Origin of the sequence: Acidovorax facilis (genome assembly GCF_023913775.1) — a bacterium.
In the GTDB taxonomy this organism is placed as follows: domain Bacteria; phylum Pseudomonadota; class Gammaproteobacteria; order Burkholderiales; family Burkholderiaceae_C; genus Acidovorax; species Acidovorax facilis.
In genome coordinates, this window is sequence record NZ_JAMXAX010000092.1 from 1 (window position 1) to 25,493 (window position 25,493).

General features: G+C 64.1%; 24 protein-coding genes and 1 pseudogene. 12 read left to right on the forward strand and 13 right to left on the reverse strand.

The window, feature by feature from the left end:
* Together chrA and NFX52_RS20870 are read left to right on the forward strand one after the other, a co-directional pair.
* Positions 1-1,311, forward strand: a 1,311-nt coding sequence (gene chrA, locus NFX52_RS20865; RefSeq protein WP_252635801.1) for a chromate efflux transporter, incomplete at its 5' end; no start/stop codon positions are given.
* Positions 1,312-1,344: 33 nt separating this feature from the next.
* Entirely contained in the window at positions 1,345-2,271 is a 927-nt protein-coding gene (locus NFX52_RS20870; RefSeq protein ID WP_055396116.1) for a Fe-Mn family superoxide dismutase, read from the forward strand.
* A gap of 201 nt (positions 2,272-2,472) precedes the next feature.
* Here the strand turns inward: NFX52_RS20870 and NFX52_RS20875 are convergent, their stop codons facing one another.
* The 6 genes from NFX52_RS20875 to NFX52_RS20900 form a co-directional block, all read right to left on the reverse strand.
* Positions 2,473-3,102, reverse strand: a complete 630-nt coding sequence (locus tag NFX52_RS20875; protein WP_121420143.1) for a hypothetical protein — start codon at positions 3,100-3,102, stop codon at positions 2,473-2,475.
* A 195-nt stretch (positions 3,103-3,297) separates the two neighbouring features.
* Positions 3,298-4,485 (reverse strand): hypothetical protein, encoded by a 1,188-nt coding sequence (locus NFX52_RS20880; protein ID WP_055396121.1) that lies wholly within the window; start codon positions 4,483-4,485, stop codon positions 3,298-3,300.
* A 112-nt stretch (positions 4,486-4,597) separates the two neighbouring features.
* On the reverse strand, positions 4,598-5,203 hold the full coding sequence (locus NFX52_RS20885) for an isochorismatase family protein (protein WP_055396123.1): 606 nt from the start codon (positions 5,201-5,203) through the stop codon (positions 4,598-4,600).
* A gap of 88 nt (positions 5,204-5,291) precedes the next feature.
* Positions 5,292-6,206 carry a ribose-phosphate diphosphokinase gene (locus NFX52_RS20890; RefSeq protein ID WP_055396125.1) on the reverse strand — a complete coding sequence of 305 codons (915 nt, stop codon included), beginning with the start codon at positions 6,204-6,206 and terminating at the stop codon, positions 5,292-5,294.
* 2 nt (positions 6,207-6,208) lie between these two features.
* Positions 6,209-7,825: a thymidine phosphorylase family protein gene (locus NFX52_RS20895; RefSeq protein ID WP_238385526.1), complete on the reverse strand. Its 1,617-nt coding sequence runs from the start codon at positions 7,823-7,825 to the stop codon at positions 6,209-6,211.
* Positions 7,826-7,970: 145 nt separating this feature from the next.
* Positions 7,971-9,107: a PQQ-dependent sugar dehydrogenase gene (locus NFX52_RS20900; protein ID WP_207402075.1), complete on the reverse strand. Its 1,137-nt coding sequence runs from the start codon at positions 9,105-9,107 to the stop codon at positions 7,971-7,973.
* A gap of 221 nt (positions 9,108-9,328) precedes the next feature.
* Between NFX52_RS20900 and NFX52_RS20905 the strand changes: the two genes are divergently transcribed.
* Positions 9,329-9,904, forward strand: coding sequence for a C40 family peptidase (locus tag NFX52_RS20905; RefSeq protein ID WP_055395932.1), 576 nt, complete (start codon positions 9,329-9,331; stop codon positions 9,902-9,904).
* Positions 9,905-9,924: 20 nt separating this feature from the next.
* On the opposite strand, the gene NFX52_RS20910 is transcribed toward NFX52_RS20905, so the two are convergent.
* Complete coding sequence (locus NFX52_RS20910) at positions 9,925-10,311, reverse strand: hypothetical protein (protein WP_055395930.1); 387 nt, start codon at positions 10,309-10,311, stop codon at positions 9,925-9,927.
* A 280-nt stretch (positions 10,312-10,591) separates the two neighbouring features.
* Here NFX52_RS20910 and NFX52_RS20915 point away from each other — a divergent pair, with 280 nt between their 5' ends.
* Positions 10,592-10,843 carry a GlsB/YeaQ/YmgE family stress response membrane protein gene (locus tag NFX52_RS20915; RefSeq protein ID WP_055395928.1) on the forward strand — a complete coding sequence of 84 codons (252 nt, stop codon included), beginning with the start codon at positions 10,592-10,594 and terminating at the stop codon, positions 10,841-10,843.
* Between the two features lie 75 nt (positions 10,844-10,918).
* Entirely contained in the window at positions 10,919-11,422 is a 504-nt protein-coding gene (locus NFX52_RS20920) for a hypothetical protein (protein ID WP_055395927.1), read from the forward strand.
* Between the two features lie 222 nt (positions 11,423-11,644).
* Here NFX52_RS20920 and NFX52_RS20925 read toward each other — a convergent pair whose 3' ends face one another.
* Positions 11,645-12,685 carry a Bug family tripartite tricarboxylate transporter substrate binding protein gene (locus NFX52_RS20925; protein WP_055395925.1) on the reverse strand — a complete coding sequence of 347 codons (1,041 nt, stop codon included), beginning with the start codon at positions 12,683-12,685 and terminating at the stop codon, positions 11,645-11,647.
* Between the two features lie 80 nt (positions 12,686-12,765).
* A complete protein-coding gene (locus tag NFX52_RS20930; RefSeq protein WP_055395923.1) occupies positions 12,766-13,242 on the reverse strand; it encodes a DUF3237 domain-containing protein in 477 nt (158 codons plus the stop codon).
* Between the two features lie 196 nt (positions 13,243-13,438).
* Between NFX52_RS20930 and NFX52_RS20935 the strand changes: the two genes are divergently transcribed.
* The 5 genes from NFX52_RS20935 to NFX52_RS20955 all read left to right on the forward strand — a co-directional run bounded on the left by NFX52_RS20935 (position 13,439) and on the right by NFX52_RS20955 (position 16,511).
* Positions 13,439-14,332, forward strand: coding sequence for a helix-turn-helix transcriptional regulator (locus NFX52_RS20935; RefSeq protein ID WP_202907135.1), 894 nt, complete (start codon positions 13,439-13,441; stop codon positions 14,330-14,332).
* 341 nt (positions 14,333-14,673) lie between these two features.
* Positions 14,674-14,931 (forward strand): PepSY domain-containing protein, encoded by a 258-nt coding sequence (locus NFX52_RS20940; protein WP_055395919.1) that lies wholly within the window; start codon positions 14,674-14,676, stop codon positions 14,929-14,931.
* Between the two features lie 50 nt (positions 14,932-14,981).
* Entirely contained in the window at positions 14,982-15,527 is a 546-nt protein-coding gene (locus NFX52_RS20945) for a cytochrome b/b6 domain-containing protein (RefSeq protein WP_055395917.1), read from the forward strand.
* A 14-nt stretch (positions 15,528-15,541) separates the two neighbouring features.
* Complete coding sequence (locus NFX52_RS20950) at positions 15,542-16,231, forward strand: response regulator (RefSeq protein WP_055395915.1); 690 nt, start codon at positions 15,542-15,544, stop codon at positions 16,229-16,231.
* Positions 16,232-16,241: 10 nt separating this feature from the next.
* Positions 16,242-16,511 (forward strand): hypothetical protein, encoded by a 270-nt coding sequence (locus tag NFX52_RS20955; RefSeq protein ID WP_055395913.1) that lies wholly within the window; start codon positions 16,242-16,244, stop codon positions 16,509-16,511.
* A gap of 6 nt (positions 16,512-16,517) precedes the next feature.
* Here NFX52_RS20955 and NFX52_RS20960 read toward each other — a convergent pair whose 3' ends face one another.
* Positions 16,518-19,484 (reverse strand): Tn3 family transposase, encoded by a 2,967-nt coding sequence (locus NFX52_RS20960; protein ID WP_055395911.1) that lies wholly within the window; start codon positions 19,482-19,484, stop codon positions 16,518-16,520.
* A 2-nt stretch (positions 19,485-19,486) separates the two neighbouring features.
* Positions 19,487-20,044, reverse strand: a complete 558-nt coding sequence (locus NFX52_RS20965; protein WP_055395909.1) for a recombinase family protein — start codon at positions 20,042-20,044, stop codon at positions 19,487-19,489.
* 159 nt (positions 20,045-20,203) lie between these two features.
* Here NFX52_RS20965 and NFX52_RS20970 point away from each other — a divergent pair, with 159 nt between their 5' ends.
* Positions 20,204-21,160, forward strand: coding sequence for an arsenic resistance protein (locus NFX52_RS20970; RefSeq protein WP_055395907.1), 957 nt, complete (start codon positions 20,204-20,206; stop codon positions 21,158-21,160).
* 138 nt (positions 21,161-21,298) lie between these two features.
* Entirely contained in the window at positions 21,299-23,680 is a 2,382-nt protein-coding gene (locus NFX52_RS20975; protein WP_238385522.1) for a DEAD/DEAH box helicase, read from the forward strand.
* A 78-nt stretch (positions 23,681-23,758) separates the two neighbouring features.
* Here NFX52_RS20975 and fur read toward each other — a convergent pair whose 3' ends face one another.
* Both fur and zigA read right to left on the reverse strand, forming a co-directional pair.
* Positions 23,759-24,235, reverse strand: coding sequence for a ferric iron uptake transcriptional regulator (fur, locus tag NFX52_RS20980; RefSeq protein WP_055395905.1), 477 nt, complete (start codon positions 24,233-24,235; stop codon positions 23,759-23,761).
* A 20-nt stretch (positions 24,236-24,255) separates the two neighbouring features.
* A pseudogene (gene zigA, locus NFX52_RS20985) lies at positions 24,256-25,368 on the reverse strand (zinc metallochaperone GTPase ZigA); the annotation flags it as partial.
* Between the last annotated feature and the right edge of the window lie 125 nt (positions 25,369-25,493).

Here is a 25,493-nt window from a genome sequence, read left to right on the forward strand (position 1 = left end):
GGCGAGGCCTTCCTGTTCTGGCTCAAGCTCGGTTTCATCAGCTTTGGCGGGCCTGCGGGCCAGATTGCGATCATGCATGCCGAGCTGGTGGAGCGCCGCCGCTGGATCAGCGAAAAGCGATTTCTGCACGCCCTCAACTACTGCATGCTGCTGCCCGGCCCCGAGGCGCAGCAGCTGGCCACCTACATCGGCTGGCTCATGCACCGCACCTGGGGCGGCATCGTGGCCGGGGCGCTGTTTGTGCTGCCTTCGCTGTTCATCCTGATCGCGCTGTCGTGGGTGTACCTGCGGTTTGGCGATGTGCCGGTGGTGGCGGGCATCTTCTATGGCATCAAACCCGCCGTGACCGCACTGGTGCTGCACGCAGCGCACCGCATTGGCACGCGGGCTCTCAAGAACCGCTGGATGTGGGGCATCGCTGCTGCATCGTTTGTGGCCATCTTTGCGTTCGATACGCCCTTCCCTGCCATCGTCCTGACGGCCGGGCTGATAGGCTACTTTGGCGCACAACGCTGGCCTGGCGTGTTTGCCCTCGGAGGCGGCCATGCTGACGGCCACAAGGGCTACGGTCCAGCACTGATCGACGACGACACCCCCACGCCCGCCCACGCCCGCTTCTCGCGCAGCCACCTGGCCAAGGTGCTGGCGGCCGGGCTGGCGCTGTGGCTGGCGGCCATGGCAACGCTGGTCGTCACCCAGGGCGTACAAGGCACGCTCACGCAGATGGGCTGGTTCTTTACCAAGGCCGCGCTGGTCACCTTCGGCGGCGCTTATGCCGTGCTGCCGTACGTCTACCAGGGCGCTGTGGAGCAATACCAGTGGCTCAGCGGCCCGCAGATGATCGACGGCCTGGCGCTGGGCGAGACCACGCCCGGCCCGCTGATCATGGTGGTGGCCTTCGTCGGCTTCGTGGGCGGCTGGCTGCAGCAGGTGTGGGGGCCGGAAGCGCTGTTTGCAGGCGCTGCTGCCGCCGCCACGGTGGTGACGTTCGTGACCTTTCTGCCCTCGTTTATCTTCATCCTTGCGGGCGGCCCGGCGGTAGAGGCCACCCACGGCAAGCTCGGTTTCACCGCCCCGCTGTCGGCCATCACCGCCGCAGTGGTGGGTGTGATCCTGAACCTGGCGCTGTTTTTTGCCTACCACCTGCTATGGCCCAAGGGTTTTGGCGGGGCGTTCGATGCCGTGTCGGCGGTGATCGCCGTGGGCGCACTGCTGGCGCTGTTCCGCTTCAAGCTGGGGGTGATGCCGCTGCTGGGGCTGTGCGCGGCCATGGGGTTGGCAGTGACCTTCCTCAAACCCTGGCTGGCCTGAACCAGTTGTCATCCACTTCCCGGGAGTATCCCCATGCAAGCACGCCCCCAAGCCCTTCCCCTTGACCCGGCCACGCTGCCCGGCCTGTCCGAAAGGCTGCTGCGCAGCCACCACCAGAACAACTATGGCGGTGCGGTGGCGCGGCTCAACGCCATCCGGGCGCAGCTCTCGGGGCTGGACTTTGCCTCCACGCCCGGCTTTGTCGTCAATGGACTCAAGCGCGAGGAGCTGATCGCCAGCAATTCGATGCTGCTGCACGAACTGTACTTTGGCAGCTTGGGCGGCGGTGGCGCCGCCCCTGCCCCCGGCATGTTGCTGGCCCTGGGGGCCAGCTTCGGCAGCGCGGAGCGCTGGCGTGAAGAGTTTGTCGCCATGGGCAAGGCACTGGGCGGCGGCTCGGGATGGGTGCTGCTGGTGTTCCAGCCGCGCGATGGCACGCTCGTCAACCAGTGGGCCAGCGACCACACCCAGGCTGCTTCCGGTGGGGTGCCCATCCTCGCGTTGGACATGTATGAACATGCCTACCACCTCGACCACGGCGCTGCAGCGGGCGCGTATGTCGATGCCTTCATGGCCAATATCGACTGGCCTGCCGTGTACGAGCGCTACCAGCGCGCGGTCCACGCCGCCAGCGAGGGCTTGGAAGCATCGGTACAAGACGCGCATCAGGCACGCCATCGCATCGATGTGCGCCGCGCTGGTGTTTACAACGCCGCCACCACCATCCTGCCCGATGCCCCCTGGCGCGACCCGGTGGCCATCGACGCCTGGGCCGGTGAGCTGCCGACCGACGAAGAGGTGGTGGTGTACTGCGTCTATGGCCACGAGGTCAGCCGTTCCACCGCGTTGCGCCTGCGTGCCGCAGGCATCAAGGCGCGTTTTCTGCAAGGTGGCATCGACGGCTGGATCGCGGCGGGCCAACCGGTGCAAGCCAAAGCCTCAGCATTGCCCACGGGTTGAGCCGGGACTGACTGAACACCCGTCCACAGCTTCGTTGTATCTCTAAAAATGATAGCTATCAGCGCCTGGTGGATATGCGCTAGAGGCAAAAAACACCCCTATTTCTAATCACAGCCCCGTGTGCTGCAATGATCGGCGTTTGAGCCCATTCCATCCGCCATACCTTGGCTCACTCAGAGGCGGCCCAAACCTCTACCCATCTCACGATGCCGGTTCAGCAACAGCCCGGGTGCGCAGCCTGCGCTCATAGGACTCCCGCTCGCTGAAAGCCACAATGCGCCGCCCGCGGTAGTGCGCGTATTCGTCCACAAAGGCCTGCACGCTTGCGTACGGCCCGGCGATGTGGCCTGGGCGTTTGGAATCGGCAAAAAAATAATGCTGCCCGCCCCGTTCGAACGACACCAGCCAGTGTCGGCGCAGCGTGTTGCCGCGCACAGAGACGGGGTCGAACTCGATCATCAGGTAGCGCGGCTGCACGCCGGGTTGCAGGGTTCGCAGCGTCTCCAGCGCAAAACGGGCCACGTCCACACACACGCCGCGGGGGGCTGCAAAAAAGGCGTCAGGCGCCAGGATGGGCATGCGCCCGCTGGCCTGGCGCTGGGTTTCAGACAGCTGCATCGCGCGGTCTGTGTCGTACCGGAACCGCGCGCCAATCCAGGCGTTGATATCTTCTGGGCTCTGCCAGCGCTGCAGCGCTTCGTCGTATGTCGGCGCGTCGATGAATGGGCCACGCGGGGCAAACGCCGCCTCGGGGGCGTCGGAGTTGGGATCCGCGGCCTGTGGGACTGCACTGCAGCCACTGAGCGCCGCCAACGTCGTGAACGTCGCCAATAGCCATGCACACGACGTAAAGAACGACCGCCTCGCCCCTTCAGGCGCCGCGCGGCGCAAGTTGACCCAAAAAACAGGGGAAGACGAAGAATAAAAATGTCGGTACATGAAAAACCACCTTGTTGGGCTGCCCAAGCATAGGCTTTGGGCGCTCGGGTGTCTTCAATTAGATGACCGCCGCTGACCAGTGCTACCTCACGCCGCTGCCCCACCCCAACGCGCAGGGTCTGGCGCCCAGCCCTCGTTATCGACAATGTCCAGCAAGGCGCCCACACTGCTCCCCAGGTCCACGGACAACACCTCGACCGCCGCTTGCGCCCCGGCATCGCGGCGCTGCGCTGTGGTCACAAAAGCGGTAAACGCGGCCCAGTCGCGCGCCATGTGGTCCACCAGAATGCGCGCCAGCTCATAGGACAGCAGGTTGCCGTCGTCGGTGCGCTGAAACGACGTGCCCGCCCAGAACTCCTGCATGCGCTCGGGCGTCCAGAAGCGTTGGTGCAGATGGTGCAGTTGCGCGGGGGTGTGCTGTGCTGGTGGCGCGCCCTTCAGGCGGCGCTCGGTGTTGACAGCCAGGCCCTCGTCCAGCCAGGTGGGCAGGTGCAGGTGGGCCAGCGCGCTGTGCGTCATCTCGTGGGCAATCACCGGCTCGATGGCTGCAAGGTCGGCTGCCACGACCACAAAATGCGGGCAACCGAAGTGGATGAACATGCCGCCGCTGCGCGCAAACTCGCCGTCCGATCCATAGAACTGCGCGACGTAGTGGTAGTAGGTGTCCTCGTCATCCAGCACGAGCAAGATGCTTTTTTCTGCCACGGGGAAATGCGCCATGCCCGCCAGCAGCCGGTCGATGCGCTGACGTGTGGTGGTCACATAGCGCGCGGTGGCGCGCGCCACTGACGGTTCCAGCGGCGACAGGATGAAGCAATCCGCCCCTTCGTGCAGATGCATGTGCGTGCCCAGCGCATCGCGCAGGTGCAGCAGCCAGGCGCGTCGGCCCTGGTTCAGCGCGTCGGCCACGGCCGCCGGTGCACGATTGCCCGCGCCGTGGGCCCAGGCGTCCAGCGCGGGCCAATCCAGCTGCGGCAGATTCTGTGTGTTTTGCAGATGCCCCCGTACGTCAAAACTCGCAACGCCTGGCGCCTCAAGGTGCTCGGGGGCTGGCTCGGCCTCCCCTGCACCAGATTCACCGGGCGCCGGCACTGCGGCGGACTGCAGGTGGATCTTCACCAGCCAGGCACCCAGGAACGGCAGCACCCACACACCGCCCGTGAGCATCGTTTTGCGAAAACCTTGCAGTCCGGTGCGCACAATCTGGCGGGTGGCCTGGACATTCAGGACCAGCAACACCACGAGCAGAACGAGGCCAATCAAGACAGGGGACATGGGCGAATGGGAGCAATCAGCGCCCTCGGCGGTGCCTAACGAGTACTACTATTTTGATAGCTGCTAGCGCTTGATAGATAAGCGCCAGAGGGCAAAAAGACTCAAAAACTGGCTACTTGATCAAGCCCAGCACATCCTTGAACGCCGGGTGCTCGCAGGTGCCCAGCCATTCAAACGCCACCATCTCGGTGGTCACCAGCTCGGCGCCCGCGCCGGCCAGGCGGTCGAAGGCGGCGTCGCGGTTGCGTTCGGTGCGCGAGCCGCAGGCGTCGGTCACCACCCACACCTCAAACTCGTCCTCCAGCAAATCGAGTGCGGTCTGCAGTAGGCAGACATGGGCTTCGCACCCGGCAATGACGATGGTGCCGCGCTCGGGCTCCTGTTGAGCGGGTTTTTGAAGGTGCTTGGGCAGGCTGCGCGCGTTGCCGCCCTGCTGCGGCTTGGCCGGGGGGCGCAGCCATTCGCCCAGGCCTTCTTCGGCGGCGCTGAAGTGCATCTTGGCCAAGGTCTTCTGGCACAGGGCGCGCAGCGCGGGGTCGTTGGCACCCAGTCGCGAGGGGTTTTGCTCGGTGCCCCACACGGGCACATCCAGCATGCGGGCGATCTCGGCCAGGCGGCGTGCGTTGGCCAGCACGGCGGGGCCTTCAAAGATGGCGGGCATCAGGCGCTCCTGGTAATCGACCAGGACGAGTTGGGATTCGGTGGCGTCAAGCAGCATGGTGGAACCGTTTCTGTATTCGTTGAATCGCTGTGCGGGCGCAGCGTCGGAGGCAATGGCGCATTGTCGCAGCCCGAGCCCGGGGTTTTCAGGTGCGAAGGACGGACTGCAGCGCGGTGGCCAGCGGCCCGGCCATGGCCACGGCGTTGCTCGGGTGCGGGATGCAGTCCGTGCTCCACACCTCCCCTACCCCGGCTTCATGCAGCACCTGCAGCGCATCGCCCGCAAACAGTGCGTGCGTCACAGCCACATCCACCGATGCCGCGCCCGCCTGCAGCAGCAGCCGCGCCGCCAACGCCAGCGTGCGGCCGGTGCTGGCCATGTCGTCCAGCAGCACCACGGCCCGGCCTTGTGCGTTGAGTGAGGGCAGTTCAATGGCCACATGGCGGTCGCCATGGCGCACCTTGGTACAGACAGCATGGTCAAAACCGTGGCGGGCGGCGGCCTGGGCGATCCACTGGGCGGATTCGCCGTCCGGGCCTACCAGGAGTGCATTGGGGCGCCGATCAGCGATCAGGTCGGCCAGTGGCTCGGCGCCGCTGAGCACCACGGCCTGCGGCACTGTAATGGCCTGCTCCAGCCGGTTTATGCGGTGCAGGTGCGGGTCCACCGTGATCACCGCGTCGAACAGGCCCGCCAGAAACCCGCCCACCACCTGCTGGCTCACGGCCTCGCCGGGGTGGAAGGCGATGTCCTGCCGCATATAGGCCAGGTACGGCGCTACCAGCGTGAGCTGCTGCGCGCCCAGGCTGCGGGCCGTGCGCGCGGCCAGCAGCAGTTCCACCAGCTTTTCATTGGGCTGGTGCAGGCTGCGCAGCAGCACCACCCGCCGGGGCAGGCGGCCCGCCGCGTTGACGGGCAAACGCAGCTTGAGTTCACCATCGGGGAAGCGGTGGCGCTCGACGGCCTGGGCAGTCATGCCAGCTGCCTGCGCCAGGCGCAGCGCAGGGGCCTCTTCGTCGGCAAAGTACAGCAGACACGCTTGGTGGGGGGCAACAGTCACTGTCAGAACTCCACAAAAACCTTGGGCACCTCGTCAGCGGTCCCCAGGCGGTAGCCGGTGTCACGCTCGCATGCGTGGCGCGCAAACTCCAGGTCGGCCGGGTAGCTGGCGTGCACGCGGTACAGCACGTCCCCGGCAGCCACGGTGTCGCCCAGCTTGTGCATCAGGTCCACCCCGGCGCCGGGCACCTTGGGCGCACCGGCCAGTCGGGCCACGCGGGCGATCTGGTAGTTGTCGATGCCCGCGACAACGCCGCTGGCGGGGGCCACCACGTCCAGTGTCAGTACACCCAGTGCCGGGTGGTTGTGGTCAAACCCTGTGCTGCCCTGGGCGGCGATGATGGCGTTCATGCGCGCCAGCGCCCGGCCAGAATCAAGAATGTCGCGCGCAATCGCGTAGCCGTCGCCGCCGCGCACATCAGGGTCGCACTCGATCAGGCGCCCAGCCAAGCGCAGCGCCTTCTGCCGCAGGTCGTCGGGTGCGCGCGGGTCGTTCTGCAGCACGCGCATCACGTCGCGCGCCTCCAGCACCGGGCCCACGCCGTTGCCCACGGGCTGGCGGCCATCGGTGATGACCACGTCCAGCGACAGGCCCATGCGCCGCGCCACATATTCAAACAGGCGGCGCAGGCGCTGCGCGTCGGGCATGAAGCGCACCTTGGCCGTGGGGCCGATGGGAATGTCGAGCACGAGGTGCGTGGCACCGGCCGCCACCTTTTTGGACAGGATGGACGCCACCATCTGCCCGGCAGAGTCGATGGACAGCGGCCGCTCCACCGAGATCAGCACATCGTCGGCGGGCGACAGGTTGGCCGTGCCGCCCCAGGCCAGGCAGCCCCGGTAGTCGCGCACGATGTCGGCCAGCTGCTCCAGCGGCAGCTCGACCTTGGCCAGCACCTCCATGGTGTCGGCCGTACCGGCAGGCGAGGTGATGGCACGCGAAGACGTCTTGGGGCACAACATGCCGTGCGCCGCCACGATGGGCACAACCAGCATGGTGGTGCGGTTGCCCGGTATCCCGCCGATGCAGTGCTTGTCCACCACCAGCGGTTCGTGCCAGTCCAGGCGCCGGCCGCTGGCCACCATGGCATCGGTGAGGAAGAACACCTCCTCCCGGTCCAGCTCGCTGCGGTGGCAGGCCACTACAAAGGCGGTGAGTTCGATCTTGGAATACCGGTGGTCGGCGATGTCGCGCACGATGGCGCCAAAGTCCTCGCGGGTGAGGCGCTCGCTGGCGATCTTGCGGAACAGCGCGCCCATCGATTCGGGAGGCTCGGCCTGGGCGACCGACACGGTGTGGCCGTTGTCCACGCCCAGCTGGGCAAACGCGTCTTCCGACAGGCCCAGCTCATGGCAACCCACGATGGCAGGGTCGTCCACCACGTTGACCGTGGCCAGGATACGGCGGCCATTGGCGCGCACCTCGATCTTGGACAGGGCCTGGAAGCCCTCGGCCCGATACACGGCGCAGTCGCGGTGCAGGTAGGCGACGTTTTCGCGCCAGGTGTCGATGGCCACGCGGCGCAGGGCCAGCTGAGACCGGGGTGGCGCGTCGGCCGAAGCGGATGGCTCTGCGGGATCAGAGGCAGGAGAGGAAGAAGAGGACGGCTCGGAATGCATCGCGTCAGCCTAACTCCAAAGTGACCACCGAGACCCTGGGAACACCCCGCGCGACGGCGTCTGGAGCGTAGATCTTTCAGCCGCCATGACCTAGGTCAAGACTGCCATGCCTCCTGCGGCGGTTTCACACCCGTTCTCACGCTTGTCAGTTCGGCTGCAGCCGCAGCAACCGCCCTTGTGGGCTGTCAGTCACCATATAGAGCAAGCCATCCGGCCCCTGGCGGACATCACGGATGCGTTCGCCATTGCCTTGCAGCAGTTTTTCCTCACGCTGTACCTTGCCGCCCGCCACCTCCAGGCGGTGCAGGGTGCCAAATTTGAGCGAACCGATGAACAGGCTCCCCTGCCACGCTGCGCCATAGCGCGCGCTGGTCAGAAAAGCCATGCCCGACGGCGCAATCGACGGCACCCAGTAGTGCAGCGGCTGCTCCATGCCCGCCTTGGCTGTGCCTTCGCCCAGTTTGCCGCCGCCGTAGTTTTCGCCATAGGTAATCACCGGCCAACCGTAGTTGCGGCCCGGCTGAGGTTGGTTGATTTCGTCGCCACCCTGCGGGCCGTGCTCGTGCATCCACAGCTTGCCGTCAGGCCCCAGCGTTGCGCCCTGGGGGTTGCGGTGGCCGTAGCTCCAGATCTCGGGCAGGGCGCCAGATTGTTTGGCGAACGGGTTGTCGGGCGGCACGGCGCCTTCGGGGGTGATGCGGATGATCTTGCCGTGGTGGTTGTCGAGCTTTTGGGCATCGTCCTTGCGGTGGTAGCGGTCACCCAGGGTCAGGAACAGGTTGCCGTCCGCCGCCTGCACGATGCGGCATCCAAAATGCAGGCTGCTGTCGACCTTGGGCCGCTGGCTGAAGATCACCTTGACGTCCTGCAGGCTGCGAGCATCCTCGGACAGCGTGGCCCGGGCCAGCGCCGTGCTGTTGCCGCGTGCGCCCGCCGCTGCTGGCTCGGAAAAACAAAAGAAGATGCGGCGGTTGCGGGCAAAGGCAGTGTCCGTCACCACATCCAGCAGGCCGCCCTGCCCGCCTGCTGCCACAGCAGGCACCCCGGCCAGTGGGGGGCTGACCTGCCCGCTGGCACTGACAACCCGCATGCGCCCCGGCCGCTCAGTGAGCAGAAACTGCCCCTGCGGCAAAAAGGCCACCGCCCAAGGGTGATCCAGGCCCTGGGCCACGGGCACCAGCGCCACCGCCGGTGTGGTGTTCTGGGCATCAGCACCGCCTGAAACCCCTGCCACTACCAAAAAGATAGCTGCTTGCGCTTTTACAGCAAGCGCTGGAGGCATTTTTGACTTGAATTTCATAAGGCTGCGCTCCTGAAAAAGCGATGGAAACTCCCCGTCCCCGGGCGACGCCCGAGGTGCATCGTCGGAGTGTGCCTGCAGGGGCTTTCAGGGCCTTGTGATCCCTGGGGAAACCCGGGGTTTTGATTTACTTCAACGAAATCAACGGCTTGCAAAGGTGATTATTTTCGATAAGCAAGCGTTGCGTGTTACCCTTCGCCCCCATGTCCCGATGGCTTTGCATACTTCTCCTGGCCTGCGCCACCACCGCCCAGGCTGCGCCGCAAGCGGCAAACCCTGACGATATGGACCGTTTCATCACGGACAAAGGCCTGCTGACGCGGCTGGAAGACGTGAGCCACAAGGTGGCGGACCGGGCCCACACCGTGGCCGACCAGGCATCTTCCCTGGTGGTCAACGCCATGGGGTTTCTGGGCGTGCCCTATAAGCGTGGTGGCAGCAGTGCCGAAACAGGCTTTGACTGCAGCGGCTTCGTGCGTGCCATGTACGAACAGACCGTGGGCCTTTTGCTGCCCCGCCGTGCAGATCAGCAAGCTGCCGCCACCCAGGTCATCGACAAAAAAGAGCTTCAGCCGGGTGATCTGGTGTTCTTCAACACCATGCGCCGCAATTTCAGCCACGTGGGCATCTACGTGGGGGACAACAAGTTCATCCATGCTCCTCGAAGCGGCGCCCAGATCCGTGTGGAAGACATGGGCGTGGCCTACTGGGCCCGCCGCTTCAATGGTGCGCGCCGCGTGGCGGGCACTGCCGACGGCGACACCGCGCAAGCCAAGTAACCGCCTACCTGCGGCACCGGTTACTTTTTGATCTCGTACACCGTTTCGGTGCTGCGGATCGGGCCTCCCACGACATTCACCGGCCCCAGCGAAGGGTCACGCAACATGGCTTTGGCCGTGGCCATGTCGGCCTGATAGCGTGCCCGGGCCTGGGACTCACAGCTTCTGCGCTCCGCCGCAGCCATGGTGCGGCATTCCTCCAGGCTGACCTTGAGGCCTCCGCCTGCCTCGCGGATGGCGGTCTGGTAGCGTTGCTGAGGGGTCGTGTCCGGTACCGCACCGCGCGCCAGCGAAGCCTCATCGCCATTTTGTGCGGCCGCAGTGGTGGGCAGCGCCACTGCGCCCCCCAGGGCCAGCGCGGCCATCAACACCAGGGAGAAAGAACGGGTTTTGGGGATTTGGGTCATCAGTCTTCCTTAAAGTGCAGACGCTTGAATGTAGGGCCCAGCGCACGCAGGCTTGGCAAGCACCCGCCGCACCAGGATGTCAGACAGCACCCACAACCCGCTACCGACCGCTTGCAGCGTCATCCAACGGCGCCGACACGCGGAGTGAACGCACGGCGAGAACAGCCGACGGTGCACCACCAGACGGGACGCCCACAGGGCGCGTTGTCCGACACCCCCACTTTCCCGCCTTCTTTAGAGTCAGCGCATCGCCGTCGTAACAACACAAGGGGAAACAATTATGGTGTCATTGATCGGAACGCTGGTGGTCGGTCTGGTGGTGGGTCTTCTGGCCCGTGCCTTCAAGCCGGGGGATGACAAGCTGGGGTGGATCATGACCGCACTGCTCGGGGTGGCGGGTTCATTTCTGGCCAGCTATCTGGGCCTGGCCATGGGCTGGTACCAGCAGGGCGAGGCCGCAGGCTGGATCGCTTCGGTGGTGGGCGCCATGCTGCTGCTGGCGGTATACAGCCTTGTGAAGGGCAAAAACTGATGAAATGATGGATTCACTGCTACTGTTGGCAGCCGCTCCTTCTTTCACCGACATTTCATTCAATACCACCCAACCATGCCCACTTCCCTGCAGATGGCAGCTGGCAATCCCGCCTTGGCTGCCGCCGTGCAACGCAGCCGCAAATTGCTCCATCGGCGTGCCCTGGTGGCTGCCGCCGCCAGTGCCGTGCCCGTGCCCGGGCTCGATTGGGCGGTGGATGCCGCATTGCTCTCACGCCTGCTACCCCAGATCAATGCCGAGTTCGGCCTGTCGGCGGCGCAGATTGACCAACTCGACCCGAACAAGCGCGAGCAGGTGCAAAAAGCGGTGAGCCTTGTGGGGTCGGTGCTGATCGGCAAGCTGATCACGCGCGAGCTGGTCATCCGCGCCACGCAGACCGTGGGTCTTCGCCTGACGACCAAACAGGCCGCCAAATATGTTCCTCTCGCGGGCCAGGCTGTGGCTGCCACCATTGGCTATGCCACGCTGCGTTACCTGGGGGAGCAGCACTTGAAGGACTGTGTTCGCGTGGTGCAGGAGGCACAGCTGCAGCTGCCCGCACCCAAGGCATCTCGGTAATCCCGCTGAGAACCCGCTAGTGTCCTGGGTTGGAAGTTCGTTGATGAAATAAAGATGTCGAAATCGTCGCCAGGCAAGGCGCAAACCACAGCGATAGCCGTAGCTATCGCGAGGATTTGCAACGCAGTATGGCGGCGATTCTCGGCGTCTTTATGAAATGAATTTCCAACTCAGGACACTAGGGCTACGCCGCAGATGGCGTGGCCCTCGCCTCTGGGCCCATCAATCGGCCTTGAAACCCGTGGCGGCCACCGCTTTGCCCCAGGTCACCGTGTCGGCGGCAATGGTGCGAGCAAAATCCTGCTGGCTGGTGCCCGTCACGCGGAAACCAGCCTCTTCCATCTTCGCCTTGCCTTCAGGCGACTGCACGGCCCGCACGATGTCGGCATTGAGCTTGGCAATGATCTCGGGGGGCGTCTTGGCGGGTGCCACGATGCCAAACCACGATGAGAACTCCAGATTGGCGTAGCCCTGCTCCTTGATAGTGGGCACATCGGGCAGCGTGGGCGTGCGCGTGGCCCCGGTGGTGCCCAGCGCGGCGAGCTTTCCAGACTTCACGTTGGGCGCAGCCAGCCCCACGCTGGCAAATACGCCCTGCACGTCGCCACTGAACAGGCCGCCCAGCGCATCCGACGTGTTCTTGTAGTGCACGGGCTCTGGCTTGAGCTTGACCGCGTCCCCAAACATGAAGGCGCCAAAATGCCCCGGCGTGCCCGCGCCGAAGGTGGCCAGGAACAGGCCCTTTTGCTGCTTGGTCCAATCCACAAACTCCTTCACATTGCGTGCCGGCACCTTTTGGGGGTTGACCAGCAGCACAAAGTCGGACGTGACCACCTGGCTCACAGCGGCGAAGTCCTTGGCCGGGTCGTAGGGCAGCTTGTTGTAGCTGCTCGGGGCGATGCTGAGCTGGCCCGTCTCGCCCAGCATGATCGTGTAGCCGTCCGGTGCGGCGCGGGCTGCTTCGCCCGCTGCAATGAGGCCGCCTGCGCCGGGTTTGTTGTCCACGATCACGCCCAGGTTGCCCCAGCCTTCCGACAACTTTTGCGCCAGCAGGCGCGCCACGATATCGGGCCCCGTGCCCGCCGGAAAGCCCACGATGATGCGCACCGGCTTGTTCGGATACGCGCCGCCACTGGCTTGCGCCTGCGCGCCCGACCAGGGCAGCATGCTGGCGGCCAGAGTGACCGCTGCGGCAAGCAGTGTGCGGCGTGTGCCGCTTTTTCGTGCATCGGCGGCGGGGGCGAAATGGAAAGAAGGCGTCATGGTTGTCTCCAGGAGTTCTGTCAGTGTGGTCAAGGGAAAAAGAATGCAGCGCGGGGTGGTCAGAAGGAGGAACCGGGCTCCTAAAGCAGCTCGAAAAAACGCATGACCACAGCGTCGGGATAGCGGGCACCCGTGCCCACAAACATGCGCTCGCCCATCCAGGAGAGCGCGGGGGCAGCGGTCTCGAAGCTCGGGCTGCAGCGGAAGTAGATCTGTGCCGGGTCCACCGGCTCGCCGCGCACCAGGCGGGCAATCAGCTCCGGCGGCCCGGAGCGCACGGCCCGGTTCTGCACATAGATGAAGTCGCCCGCGTCGGTCTCCAGCACGTAGCGCGCGTCCAGCTCTGACAGCCGGTCATTCACGATGAGCTGAAAATCCGCACCGCCTGGCAGCACCCGGGCGCTCCAGCCATCGCCTGTGGCGGTACCGCCGGTGATGGGAATCAGGCGGCGCAGGCCATGCACGGTCTGACCCACCTGCTGGGGCGCCCCCACTTCCACACGCAGATCGGCAAAGAACTTCAGCCGAGGTTCGGCCAGGGTCGGTAGGTCGGGCATAAGAGGGCTTGGGCTGCAGAACTTACGCAAACAGGGTTCAGGCAAGCGGTTCACCCCAGAGCGAGGCGGCCGCTGCATCCCGGTTTGCGTAAGCCCTATTGGTTATGAACCTAGCGTAAATCCCGTGGCGCAAACCCCCTGTCATCCCAGAGGATGACAACGCAATGACACTGCGTAACCCCCACCCCAGCTCGCCATGAGGCAATGGACCCCTTCCCCACCGTCTGCCACTGGCAGGCAGGCCACCACGGGCCCGGCGGGCCATGCGCTGGCGGGCATGGTGCACCGGCTGGGCGAGCCCGGTTTTGCGTCTGGCTTGCTGCAGGACCTGGCCCCCGTGCTGCCGGCTGCCTCGTGGTCGGTGTACCGCACAGGGCATCGCTGCAAGCCCACGCTGTTCATGTCGGCCAGCCTGGGCGTGCCAGACACCACGCAGGACTGCTGGTGGGCCTACCTCTCAGGCCCCTACCGCCATGACCGCACCTGGGGCCGCTCCTTTGACGAAGCGGCGCCCGCAGAATCCCCCACCCGCCTGTGCCACCTGACGGCCCGGGAGGTCGATGGAGAGCACCGCGCCCGGGTGTACGAGGCCCATGGCGTGGCCGAGCGCGTATCGGTGGTCGAATACGAAAGCGATGGATCGGTATTTGCCGTCAACTTCTACCGCCACCAGCACCAAAAACCCTTCCGCGATGCCCACATCGGCGGCTTCGAGGCGGTGGCGCCCGTGCTGCTGGCGCTGGCACGCAAACACATTGCACTGTCGCACAGCGACACCCTTGCGCCCGCCGCCTGGCCACGGTCTGGAAGCGCCGGCTTGGCATTGCCGCAGGCCGAACACCCTGCCCGGCACGGCCGCCTGCCCGCCAGCTTGCCCGCGCTGCGTGAGCGCCTGCTGCGCCTGCACGCCGACTTCACGGACCGCGAGCTGGACGTGTGCGCCCGCCTGCTGCAGGGCATGACACACGAGGGCATCGCCAGCGACCTGGGGCTGGGCGTGCCCACCGTCAAAACCTACCGCAACCGCGCCTTTGCGCGCCTGGGCATCCACTTTCGCAACGAGCTGTTTGCGCGGGTGCTGAGCGGTTAGCACGAAGGCCACTCCCCACGTAGGGTGCGACGCGGGGAGCCAGTCCCTCGCGAACGGAGCAGCTCGGTTGCGCTACAGCCAGCGGTATCCAGGCCCAGATCCGTCCGCCAAGCCGATTGACGGCCGAAGGCTGTCCTTGCGTTGTCTGCGGCGGCCCCACTCACCGCAGCACCTTCCACCATCCCCCTGTTAACAAAAGTTTTCCTGGAGGTGCAGCGCATCTGTGGCCTGTGTCCGGCGCGCCGCAGTGCGGCTTCATCCCCACTTAATCTTGGCCGCGTCCAATGCAGTTTGTGGGCAGTCAGTCCACATGTTCAAACCCACTGACACCAACATTCACCATGAAACTGCATATCACCGCCCTAGTTCTCGCCCTTGGTTCTACCGCTGTATTTGCGGGCCCCACCTGCAATGTTCCAGAAGAAAAATGGATGAAAGAAGCCGACTTCAAGGCGGGGCTCGAGAAGCAGGGCTACCAGATCCGGACCTTCAAGGTCAGCAAAGGCAAGTGCTACGAAATCTACGGTCTGGACAAGGCGGGCAAGAAAGTGGAGATCTATTTCGACCCCGCCACCGGCGCTGAAATCGAGCGCAAGTAAGCCTCAGAAAAGCGTCCCGTCCTGCCCCTCGCCTGCACCCCGAGTCGCCCATGAAGCCCGTGCCTCTCCCCCACCCCCCTGCCGCCACCAAGGTGTGGGACCCGTTTGTCCGCATTTTTCACTGGAGCCTGGTGATCTGCGTGGTCCTGAACCAGTTTGTTCTGGAGCCCGGAAAAACAGCACACGAGTGGGTGGGCTACACCGCCAGCGCCCTGGTGCTGGCGCGGCTGGTCTGGGGCTTCGTAGGCAGCCGCCACGCGCGGTTCAGTGACTTTTTCCCCACCCCGCGCAGACTGGCAAAGCACCTGGGCGCACTTCGCAATGGCGAGCATCCGGTCTACGTGGGCCACAACCCCCTCGGGGCGCTGATGATGCTGGCCTTGATGGCCATCGTTCTGGCTCTGGGAGTAACGGGGTGGATGCAAACCACCGACACATTCTTCGGCGAAGAATGGCTGATGGAGTTGCACGAGGTGCTGGCCAACGGACTGCTGCTGGCGGCAGGGTTGCACGCTGCGGCGGCCATCGTTATGGGGCGGCTGGAGCGGGTGCGCCTCGTGCGGGCCATGGTCACCGGCACCAAGCAGCACTTTTGACGGACCAAGTTCGCATGCGACTGTTGCTGCTGGAAGACGATCACACTCTGGGCGAAGGCTTGCGGGATTTTCTGCAGCACGACGGCTATCTGGTGGACTGGTGCACCACCCTGGCGCAAGCCCGGGGTTTGATCACAGAGCCCTACGACGCCTGGCTGTTGGACTGGAACCTGCCCGATGGCTCCGCCCTCGGCTGGCTGCGCAGCCTGCGCGCCAAAGGGGCTAAGACACCGGCCCTGGTGCTCACCGCGCGTGACATGCTCAGTGACCGCATCCATGGGCTGGACAGCGGTGCTGACGATTTTCTCGTCAAGCCCTTTGCCCCCGAGGAGTTGTGTGCCCGGCTGCGTGCACTGTCCCGACGGATGACCGGCGGCACTCCCAGCAAGGCATTTGGCGCGGTGGAGGTGCTGCTGGCCGATAAAGAAGTGCGGCTGCACGGCCAGCGGGTGGAGTTGACCGCCCGTGAATGGGCGGTGCTGGAGGCGCTGGTGTTGCGCGCGGGGCGCACGGTTTCCGCGTCGGATCTGGAGGCACTGGTGCTGGGGCTGGACAGCGACCTGGCTAGCAACGCGCTGCAGGTGCACGTTTTCAATCTGCGCAGCAAATTGGGCAAGGACGTGATCCAGACGGTGCGGGGCATGGGCTACCGCATTCCTGCACCCGTTTCCCCGCCGATGGCCCTAACGGCCTCTACGGGCTAACGACATGGGTATGCGCACGGGCGAGACAAAACCGCCGTCCATCCGGGGGCGGCTCGTCCAATCGCTGCTGTTTATCTCCATCGCGTTCGGCCTGTTGACCTCCGTGGTCGTCTGGTACGTGATCGCCCACGAAATGGGCGAACTCATGGACCAGGAACTGCGAGAGGCTGCTGAGATTTTTCACAGCGTCATGGCCATCCAGCCCGATCTGGCCACCAGCGGCCAAAGCGCCACCAAACACTTTTCGTATGAGGGGGTCGTCTCAGAAAACGGAAAATAGAGCACGTTAAGCTGGCGGCAGCGGTCGCAACGGCCTGAACTTCCCCGCACCAACCTTGGCGCTGCTGCGCCAGAGGTAATCGCCGGTCAAGTTGATGTGCTCCCAGCCCAGCGGCGACAGATATTGCAACAGCGTGTCGTCCAGCGACTTGCCGTGGCCACGCAAAGCACTGGTGGCACGCTCCAGGTAGACCGTGTTCCACAACACGATGGCCGCCGTCACTAGGTTGAGGCCGCTGGCCCGATAGCGTTGTTGCTCGAAGCTGCGGTCGCGAATTTCACCCAATCGGTAGAAGAACACGGCTCTGGCCAGCGCGTTCCGCGCCTCACCCTTGTTTAGTCCGGCATTAACGCGGCGGCGCAATTCCACGCTTTGCAACCAATCCAGAATGAACAGTGTGCGCTCGATGCGTCCCAGCTCGCGCAAGGCGATAGCCAGACCGTTTTGTCGTGGGTAGCTGCCGAGTTTTCGCAGCATCAGGGAGGCCGTTACCGTGCCCTGCTTGATTGAGGTGGCCAGTCGCAGGATTTCGTCCCAATGGGCGCGAACGTGCTTGATGTTCAGCGTGCCGCCGATCATCGGTTTGAGCGCGTCATAGGCAATGTCGCTTTTCGGGGTGAACAGCTTGGTGTCGCCCAGGTCTCGGATACGTGGCGCGAATCGGAAGCCCAGCAAGTGCATCAAACCGAAGACATGATCGGTAAAGCCCGCTGTGTCGGTGTAGTGTTCCTCGATGCGCAAGTCCGACTCGTGATACAGCAAGCCGTCGAGCACATAGGTCGAATCACGCACGCCGACGTTGACCACCTTGGCGCTGAAGGGCGCGTATTGGTCGGAGATGTGCGTGTAGAAAGTCCGTCCTGGACTGCTTCCATACTTCGGGTTGATATGCCCGGTGCTCTCTGCCTTGCTGCTGGTTCTGAAGTTCTGGCCATCCGACGATGAGGTAGTGCCGTCGCCCCAATTTGCGGCGAAGGGTTGCTGAAACTGCGCGTTCACCAGCTCGGCCAGCGCCGTTGAATACGTTTCATCCCGGATATGCCACGCTTGCAGCCAGGACAGTTTGGCGTAGGTCGTGCCAGGGCAGGACTCGGCCATTTTAGTGAGCCCAAGATTGATGCCATCAGCCAGGATCGTCGTCAGCAGCAAGGTCTTGTCCTTGGCCGTGTCGCCGCTCTTCAAATGCGTAAAGTGCCGGGTGAATCCCGTCCACTCATTGACTTCGAGCAACAGTTCGGTGATCTTGACGTGCGGCAGAGTCATGGCCGTCTGGTCGATCAACGCCTGCGCGGTGTCCGGCACCGCTGCATCGAGCGGCGTGATCTTCAGGCCCGACTCGGTGATGATGGCATCTGGCAGATCGTTGGCCGCCGCCATCCGGTTAACAGTGGCAAGCTGCTGTTCCAGCAATTCCAGCCGGTCGTGCAAATACTGATCACAATCAGTGGCCACTGCCAGCGGCAATTCGTTGGCTAGCTTCAAGGTGGTGAATTTCTCGACCGGCACCAGGTACTCGTCGAAGTCCTTGAACTGACGTGATCCCTGCACCCAGACATCACCCGAGCGCAGCGCGTTCTTTAGCTCTGACAGGGCGCACAGTTCGTAGTAGCGGCGGTCGATGCCATCGTCCGTGAGCACCAATTTGGCCCAGCGTGGCTTGATGAATTCGGTCGGCGCGTCGGCGGGCACCTTGCGGGCGTTGTCGCTGTTCATGGCGCGCAGCACGTCGATTGCATCGAGCATGCCCTTGGCGGCTGGTGCAGCCCGCAGCTTGAGCACGTCCAGGAACTGCGGCGCGTACCGGCGCAGGGTGGCATAGCTCTCACCGATCCGGTGCAGAAAGTCGAAGCCCTCGGGTTGCGCGAGCTTTTGCGCCTCCGTGACGCTGGCGGCAAAGGTGTCCCAAGGCATGACGGCCTCGATGGCGGCGAACGGATCGCCTCCGCTCTGTTTGGCTTCCAGCAGAGCTTGGCCGATGCGGCCATACATCCGCACCTTGTCATTGATCGCCTTGCCGGAAGCCTGAAACTGTTGCTGATGCTTGTTCCTGGCCGCATTGAACAACTTGCCGATGATGCGGTCGTGCAGGTCGATGATTTCGTCGGTGACGGTGGCCATACCTTCAATGGCCAGCGCTACCAGAGTGGCATAGCGTCGTTGCACCTCGAACTTGGCCAGGTCGGCGGGTGTCATCTGCCCACCCTCACGAGCGATCTTGAGCAGGCGGTTCTGATGAACTTGTCGCTCGATGCCGGCGGGCAGGTCAAGCGCCTGCCAAGCCTTGAGGCGCTCGATGTGTTCGAGCATGTGTCGAGAATTTGGCTTGACGGGCGACTGGCGCAGCCATGCCAGCCTCGTTACTTTGCTGCCGTCCTTGCGCTTGAGAAGTTCGTCCAGGCGCTGGCGATGGACAGGCAACAAGGAATCGGTCAGCGCCGCGTAAATACGCCGGTTGGCACGGGTGATGGCCTCGGCGCTTGCGCGCTCAATGGCATTTATGGCGGGCAGGATAATGCCCTGCCGCCGCAGGTTTTCGACTAGGGTGCTGGCCAGCACAATGCCTTTGTCGGTCTGCATGGCCAGTTCGGTCAATGTATGCACGGCTTGCCGGTAGTGGCTCATGGTGAACGGCTTGAACCCAAACACCGTTTGCAGCTCGACCAAGTGCTCCCGCCGTGTCTGCTCGCGCTGGCCGTACTCATCCCAGCTTTCCACCGGCACCTTGAGCTGTGCCGCCACCATGCGCAACAAGGGCGGGAACGGAGGCTCATCGGCACCCAAAAAGATGCCAGGGAATCGCAAATAGCAAAGCTGGATGGCGAAGCCTAACCGATTCGCAGGGCCGCGACGTTGACGGATGATCGACAGATCGGTTTCGTTGAACGTGTAGTGCCGGATCAGTTCATCTTTGGCGTCAGGCAGTGCCAGCAGGCTTTCGCGCTCGGTCGCGGACAGGATTGAGCGGCGCGGCATGGTCAGTCTTCCCGCAGGTACTGGTACAAGGTTTCGCGGCTGATGCCTAAGTCACGGGCCACCGAGGTTTTTTGATCGCCTGCCGCGACTCGCCGTTTCAATTCGGCAATTTGTTCACTGTTTAGCGATTTCTTTCGTCCTCGGTAGGCACCGCGCTGTTTGGCAAGCACGATTCCCTCGTGCTGACGTTCGCGGATCAGGGCGCGCTCGAACTCAGCAAAGGCCCCCATGACCGACAGCATCAGATTGGCCATAGGTGAGTCATCGCCAGTGAACGCCAGCCCTTCTTTGACAAACTCCATGCGCACGCCCCGTTGTGTCAGCCCTTGAACGATGCGGCGCAGGTCATCAAGGTTGCGTGCCAGCCTGTCCATGCTGTGCACTACCACGGTATCGCCCTCGCGGACGAAGGCCAGTAGCCTTTCAAGTTCGGGGCGTTGCGTATCCTTGCCGGAAGCCTTGTCTGTGAATACCTTGCCGACGTCGATTTGCTCCAGTTGCCGATCAGGGTTCTGGTCGAAGCTGCTGACGCGGACATAGCCGATGCGTTGACCTTGCAAGATGCCTCCAAAAGTAAAAGTGTCAGGATGAAATCTATTACCTTTGGCGGAATATGTCAATAAATATGAAGTGTGACTCTATTCTGACGGTGTTTGTACATGACATCTGACATCAGGTTAGGGTATAGTCTAACTTGGCACTTAAGCGAGATTGAGAGTATGCAAAAACTCAGGGAGTTCTTGGAAAATAGGCAAATCAGCGTTTACTTTGCCACGGTAACCTTGGCCGCGGTCATTGCCATGTTCGTGCCTGGCACAACTGTTCTTGAGGCTGGCGTTAATCCAGCACTCGCATTGATGTTGTTCGTGACGTTCCTGCAAGTGCCACTTGCCGACCTTGGGCGAGCTTTCATCCAGGTGCGATTTTTTGCAGCCTTGCTCACCGCAAACTTCGTTATGGTGCCCTTGCTCGTGGCCGTCTTGGTGCAGTTTCTGCCACACGATCCGATGGTGTTGCTTGGCGTGCTATTGGTGCTGCTTACACCGTGCATTGACTACGTGGTGACCTTTTCGCACCTTGGCCGCGCCGATGCGCGCCTGCTGCTGGCGGCAACTCCGGCGCTCTTGATCGTGCAAATGCTGTTGCTGCCGGTCTATCTCGGCCTGTTCCTTGGGAACGATGCAACCGACCTTGTTCAGCTCGGTCCGTTCGTTCACGCGTTCATTTGGCTGATTGCGATTCCGCTCTTACTTGCCGGTCTTGTCCAATTTTGGGCAGCTCGGTCCCGAACGGGCGAGTGGGTATTTACCAGGCTAGGATTGCTGCCTGTGCCAGCGACGGCGCTTGTCCTGTTCGTGGTCATCGCGGCCGTAGTACCGCAGCTCGGGCCTGCGACCGATGTGGTCTTGCAGGTGATCCCAATCTATATTGCCTTTGCAGCGCTCGCTCCCTTCCTAGGGTGGCTGGTGGGTCGGCTGTTCCGCCTCGACGTACCGGCTGGCCGTGCTATTGCATTCAGTGCAAGCACGCGAAATTCGCTCGTGGTGTTGCCGCTCGCGCTTGCAGTGCCAGGAGCAATTCCCGTGCTGCCGGCGATCATCGTTACACAAACACTTGTCGAGTTAATCAGTGAGCTGATCTATGTGCGCTTAATTCCAAAACTTACGCAGTTGTGAATTTGCGGCGAGAGCTTAGCGTGCTTTATTTTCCGTTTTCTGAGACGACCCCAGATTGACTGGACCTACCGCACTGATGATGGCGCCCACTGGCAGACGCCTGCCCCCACCTCCATCCTCAACGCGCGCCCGGGCCCCGTGCAAGACCTGTTCGACACCGGCGGCCCGGTTGTGCGCATGCAGCGCAACCTGGGCGCCGAGGCCGACGCCATGGACCGCGTGTGGGATCTGGGCCTGATCCCCGTCGATGCGAACAAGCTGCAATGGCGCCACCGCGCCGCAGCCGCCACGCTGGGCCCCGTGTGGACGCTGGCGCAGGAGGCGCACTTTGGTGACTTCTGGGCCGAGCAGATTCCCCAACTGCGCGCCGAGGGCTGGAGCGTGGTGGTGCAGCCCGGCTTTGCGCACGAAAGCGTGCCCGTGTTGCGCTGGAAGCTGCTGATCGCCCCTGACACCGGCGAGCTGCTAGGCAAGGAAGTGGACGGCCCGCTGGCCCTGCGCGAACGCCCCGTGCAAAAGCTGCAACTGCCCGAGCGCGAAGGCGCCTGGCTGCTCAGCCTCGGTATCGAGATCGACGGCGAAACGCTGGACCTGGCCCCCATGCTGGCCGACCTGTTGCGCCGCGACGCCCGTTGGCTCAACGCGCAGCAGATGGCCGCCATCGACGACATCGCCATCATTTCGCTGCGCGCACCCGGCGGCAAACGCATCGACGCGCCGGCCGGGCCGCTCAAGGCCATCGTGGGCGCCATGGTCGATCTGCTGACCGACCCGACCCGTAACCAGCGCAAGGATGGCGATCCGCTGCACCTGGGCGCGTGGGAGGCCCGCCGCATCGAAGCCCTGCGCGCCGGGCTGGTGCTGGCTCACCGCGTGGGTACGGTCAATGGCTGGAACAACGACTGGCAGCTGCAGGGCGACGTGGGCTTGGCCCAGCTCGCCAAGCGCCTGCGCACCATCGGCACCCCGCAGCCGGTGGCCGCGCCGCAGGGACTCCGGGTGCAGCTGCGCCCCTATCAACTGGAGGGCCTGGCCTGGCTGCAGTACCTGCGCGCGCAGGGCCTGGGCGGCATATTGGCCGACGACATGGGCCTGGGCAAAACCGCACAGGCGCTGGCCCATGTGCTGGCCGAAAAGGAGGCCGGGCGCCTCACCCGCCCCGCCCTGGTGGTGCTGCCCACCTCGCTGCTCTTCAACTGGCAAGCCGAGGCCACCCGCATGGCTCCCAGCCTGCGTGTGCTGGCCCTGCACGGTGCGAGCCGTGGCCAGCGCTACCTGCAGATGGCCGACCACGATCTGGTGCTGACCACCTACCCGCTGCTCTGGCGCGACGTGGAGACGCTGTCCGCACAGCCATTCCACCTGCTGATCCTGGACGAAGCCCAGATGGTGAAGAACGCCGGCAGCCGCAGCGCCCGCGCCCTGCGCAAGCTGCAGGCGCCCCACCTGCTGTGCCTGACGGGCACGCCGCTGGAGAACCATCTGGGCGAGCTGTGGGCACAGTTCGACTTCTTGATGCCCGGCTTTCTGGGCGATGTGCGCAGCTTCAACGCCCGCTGGCGCAAGCCCATCGAAGAGAACGGCGAAACCCTGCGCGCCCAGTTGCTGTCGCAGCGCGTGCGCCCCTTCATCCTGCGCCGCCGCAAGCAGGACGTGGCCACCGAACTGCCGCCGCGCACCGAAGTCATCCAGCGCGTGCAGCTGCAAGGCAAACAGCGAGAGCTGTACGAGGCCGTGCGCACCACGGCCGACAAACAGGTGCGCCGCGCGCTGGAGCGCCAGAGCTTTGACGGCGCGCAGATCACCATCCTTGATGCGCTGCTGAAACTGCGCCAGGTTTGTTGCGACCCGCGTCTTGTCAAAGGGACGACGAAAACAGCGCAAACGATGGAACGCGCCAAGCTCGAGCTACTGGCCGACATGCTTCCCGCCCTGGTCGATGAAGGCCGCCGCGTGCTGGTGTTCTCGCAGTTCACCGAAATGCTGGGCCTGGCGGCGGATCTGCTCGACACCCTGGCCCTGCCCTACCTCACCCTCACCGGCCAGACACCGCCCCGCCAGCGCGGCGCGGTGGTCAAGCGCTTCCAGGCGCAGGACGACACCAGCGCACCCATCCTCCTCGTCAGCCTCAAGGCCGGCGGCCTGGGCCTGAACCTCACCGCCGCCGACACCGTCATCCACCTCGACCCCTGGTGGAACCCCGCCGTGGAAGAGCAGGCCACCGCGCGCGCCCACCGCATCGGGCAGGACCAGCCCGTGTTTGTCTACAAGCTGGTGGTGGAAGGCAGCATCGAAGAACGTATGCTGGAGCTGCAGGCCCGCAAGGCCGCGCTGGCCCAGGGCGTGCTGGGCCACGACGCCGAGGGCGCGGTCAAATTCAGCGAGGCCGACCTGCGCGCACTGCTTGCGCCTTTGAGCGAGCCAGTCAACAACCCGCTGGGCATTCCGGGCGAAGACGCGCTGCGCTGGGGCGGCACGGGCAAACGGCGGCCCCGGCCGTTGCAGCCACCAGAAGTTTGAGCGTTTTTGGCCTCTAGCGCTTGTCCAGCAAGCGCTAGCAGCTATTACTAATATAGCAATTCAGGCAATTCACGCAGTTCACACCTTTGCGCGCTGCGGGTGCGACGGGCAGTCGGGACGCGTGCAAGTGCCGTAGAGCGACAACGCATGCTCCTGCAGCCGAAAACCCTTGGCGTGCGCAATCTCGGCCTGGCGGAACTCGATGGATGCGTCGTGGAATTCCTCGACCTTGCCGCAGTCCAGGCACACCAGGTGGTCGTGGTGCAAGCCGTCGTCCAGCTCATACACAGCGCGGTCCGCTTGAAAGCTGCTGCGCCGCAAAAGGCCCGCCTGCTCCAGCTGGGCCAGCACGCGGTACACCGTGGCCTGGCCCACATCCGTGCGGTCATGCAGCATGCGCCGGTACACGTCTTCGGCCGTGAAGTGGCGCAGCCCATCGGGCGCCGCCTGCGCGGCCAGAAAGACCTCCAGGATCCTCATGCGCGGCAGCGTGGCCTTAAGCCCTGCCTGCTTGAGCGGGTCCGCGCGGACGCCGGGGTTCGGGTGCAAGCTCATGAACGTGCTTACAACAGTTCTCACGACCAGGCGGGAAACGGGTCGTCATACCGCGTCCACGCGTGCGGGCCCTGGGCCATCTCCGCATCGGTCAGCAGGCAGGCGTCCAGGCGCTGGCGCAAAGCGGCTTCATCCATGCCGATACCGATCAGCACCAGCTCCTGCCGGGCATCGCCCACGCCATCGGCCCAGTTCTTCTGGATGGCCGCCAAGGATTCGGCATCACGCGGCCAGCGATCGCGGGGCACTGCGCCCCACCAAAAGCCTGCGGCGCTATGGCGCGCCACGGCGCCGGCCTGCGACCACGACCCCGCATACGCCGGGCGGCTGGCCAGCCAGAAGAAGCCTTTGGACCGCACCACGCCGGGCCACTCGCTTTCTACCCAATCAAAAAAGCGGCGTGGATGGAACGGCACGCGGGCGCGGTAGACAAAGCTGCTGATGCCGTAGGCCTCGGTCTCGGGCGTGTGTTCGCCACGCAACTCGGCCAGCCAGCCGGGCGCCTTGGACGCCTCGTCAAAGTCGAACAGCTTGGTGTCCAGCACCGAGGCCAGCGCCACCTTGCCGAACTGCGACACCTCCATGCGAGCACGCGGGTTCAGGCTGCGCAAGATCGCCATGAGCTGCTCGCGCTGCGCTGCGTCGATCAAATCCACCTTGTTGAGCACGATCACGTCGCAAAACTCGATCTGCTCGATCAGCAAGTCCACCACCGTGCGCTGGTCCTCCTCGCCCAGCGATTCGCCACGGGCCTGCAGGCTGTCGCGCGAGCTGTAGTCCTTGAGAAAGTTGTAGGCATCGACCACGGTGACCATGGTGTCCAGCCGCGCAATGCTCGACAGGCTCTTGCCGTCCTCGCCCGTGAAGGTGAAAGTTTCTGCCACGGGCAAGGGCTCGGAGATGCCGGTGGATTCGATCACCAGCTGGTCGAACCTGCCCTCTTTGGCCAGGCGTTCCACTTCCAGCAGCAGGTCTTCGCGCAGCGTGCAGCAGATGCACCCGTTGCTCATCTCCACCAGCTTCTCATCGGTGCGCGACAGCTCGGCGCCGCCCTGGCGCACCAGGGCCGCATCGATGTTGACCTCGGACATGTCGTTCACGATGACCGCCACGCGGCGGCCCTCGCGGTTGTTGGGGTGTTCGTCCTTTTGATGCGGATTGACACGCCAGCGCCAAAATACTCTTTATAAAACAACAAGTTAGATATTCGACATTTTTCGTCGAACTCGCCTTGAGTGCAGATTGACACGTTTGTTTT

Coding starts and splice junctions, on each gene's coding strand:
- NFX52_RS20870 (WP_055396116.1), top strand. CDS start 1,345: ATGCAAGCACGCCCCCAAGCCCTTCCCCTTGACCCGGCCACGCTGCCC.
- NFX52_RS20880 (WP_055396121.1), bottom strand. CDS start 4,485: ATGTCCCCTGTCTTGATTGGCCTCGTTCTGCTCGTGGTGTTGCTGGTC.
- NFX52_RS20885 (WP_055396123.1), bottom strand. CDS start 5,203: ATGCTGCTTGACGCCACCGAATCCCAACTCGTCCTGGTCGATTACCAG.
- NFX52_RS20895 (WP_238385526.1), bottom strand. CDS start 7,825: ATGCATTCCGAGCCGTCCTCTTCTTCCTCTCCTGCCTCTGATCCCGCA.
- NFX52_RS20900 (WP_207402075.1), bottom strand. CDS start 9,107: ATGCCTCCAGCGCTTGCTGTAAAAGCGCAAGCAGCTATCTTTTTGGTA.
- NFX52_RS20905 (WP_055395932.1), top strand. CDS start 9,329: ATGTCCCGATGGCTTTGCATACTTCTCCTGGCCTGCGCCACCACCGCC.
- NFX52_RS20910 (WP_055395930.1), bottom strand. CDS start 10,311: ATGACCCAAATCCCCAAAACCCGTTCTTTCTCCCTGGTGTTGATGGCC.
- NFX52_RS20915 (WP_055395928.1), top strand. CDS start 10,592: ATGGTGTCATTGATCGGAACGCTGGTGGTCGGTCTGGTGGTGGGTCTT.
- NFX52_RS20920 (WP_055395927.1), top strand. CDS start 10,919: ATGCCCACTTCCCTGCAGATGGCAGCTGGCAATCCCGCCTTGGCTGCC.
- NFX52_RS20925 (WP_055395925.1), bottom strand. CDS start 12,685: ATGACGCCTTCTTTCCATTTCGCCCCCGCCGCCGATGCACGAAAAAGC.
- NFX52_RS20930 (WP_055395923.1), bottom strand. CDS start 13,242: ATGCCCGACCTACCGACCCTGGCCGAACCTCGGCTGAAGTTCTTTGCC.
- NFX52_RS20935 (WP_202907135.1), top strand. CDS start 13,439: ATGAGGCAATGGACCCCTTCCCCACCGTCTGCCACTGGCAGGCAGGCC.
- NFX52_RS20940 (WP_055395919.1), top strand. CDS start 14,674: ATGAAACTGCATATCACCGCCCTAGTTCTCGCCCTTGGTTCTACCGCT.
- NFX52_RS20945 (WP_055395917.1), top strand. CDS start 14,982: ATGAAGCCCGTGCCTCTCCCCCACCCCCCTGCCGCCACCAAGGTGTGG.
- NFX52_RS20950 (WP_055395915.1), top strand. CDS start 15,542: ATGCGACTGTTGCTGCTGGAAGACGATCACACTCTGGGCGAAGGCTTG.
- NFX52_RS20955 (WP_055395913.1), top strand. CDS start 16,242: ATGCGCACGGGCGAGACAAAACCGCCGTCCATCCGGGGGCGGCTCGTC.
- NFX52_RS20960 (WP_055395911.1), bottom strand. CDS start 19,484: ATGCCGCGCCGCTCAATCCTGTCCGCGACCGAGCGCGAAAGCCTGCTG.
- NFX52_RS20970 (WP_055395907.1), top strand. CDS start 20,204: ATGCAAAAACTCAGGGAGTTCTTGGAAAATAGGCAAATCAGCGTTTAC.
- fur (WP_055395905.1), bottom strand. CDS start 24,235: ATGAGCTTGCACCCGAACCCCGGCGTCCGCGCGGACCCGCTCAAGCAG.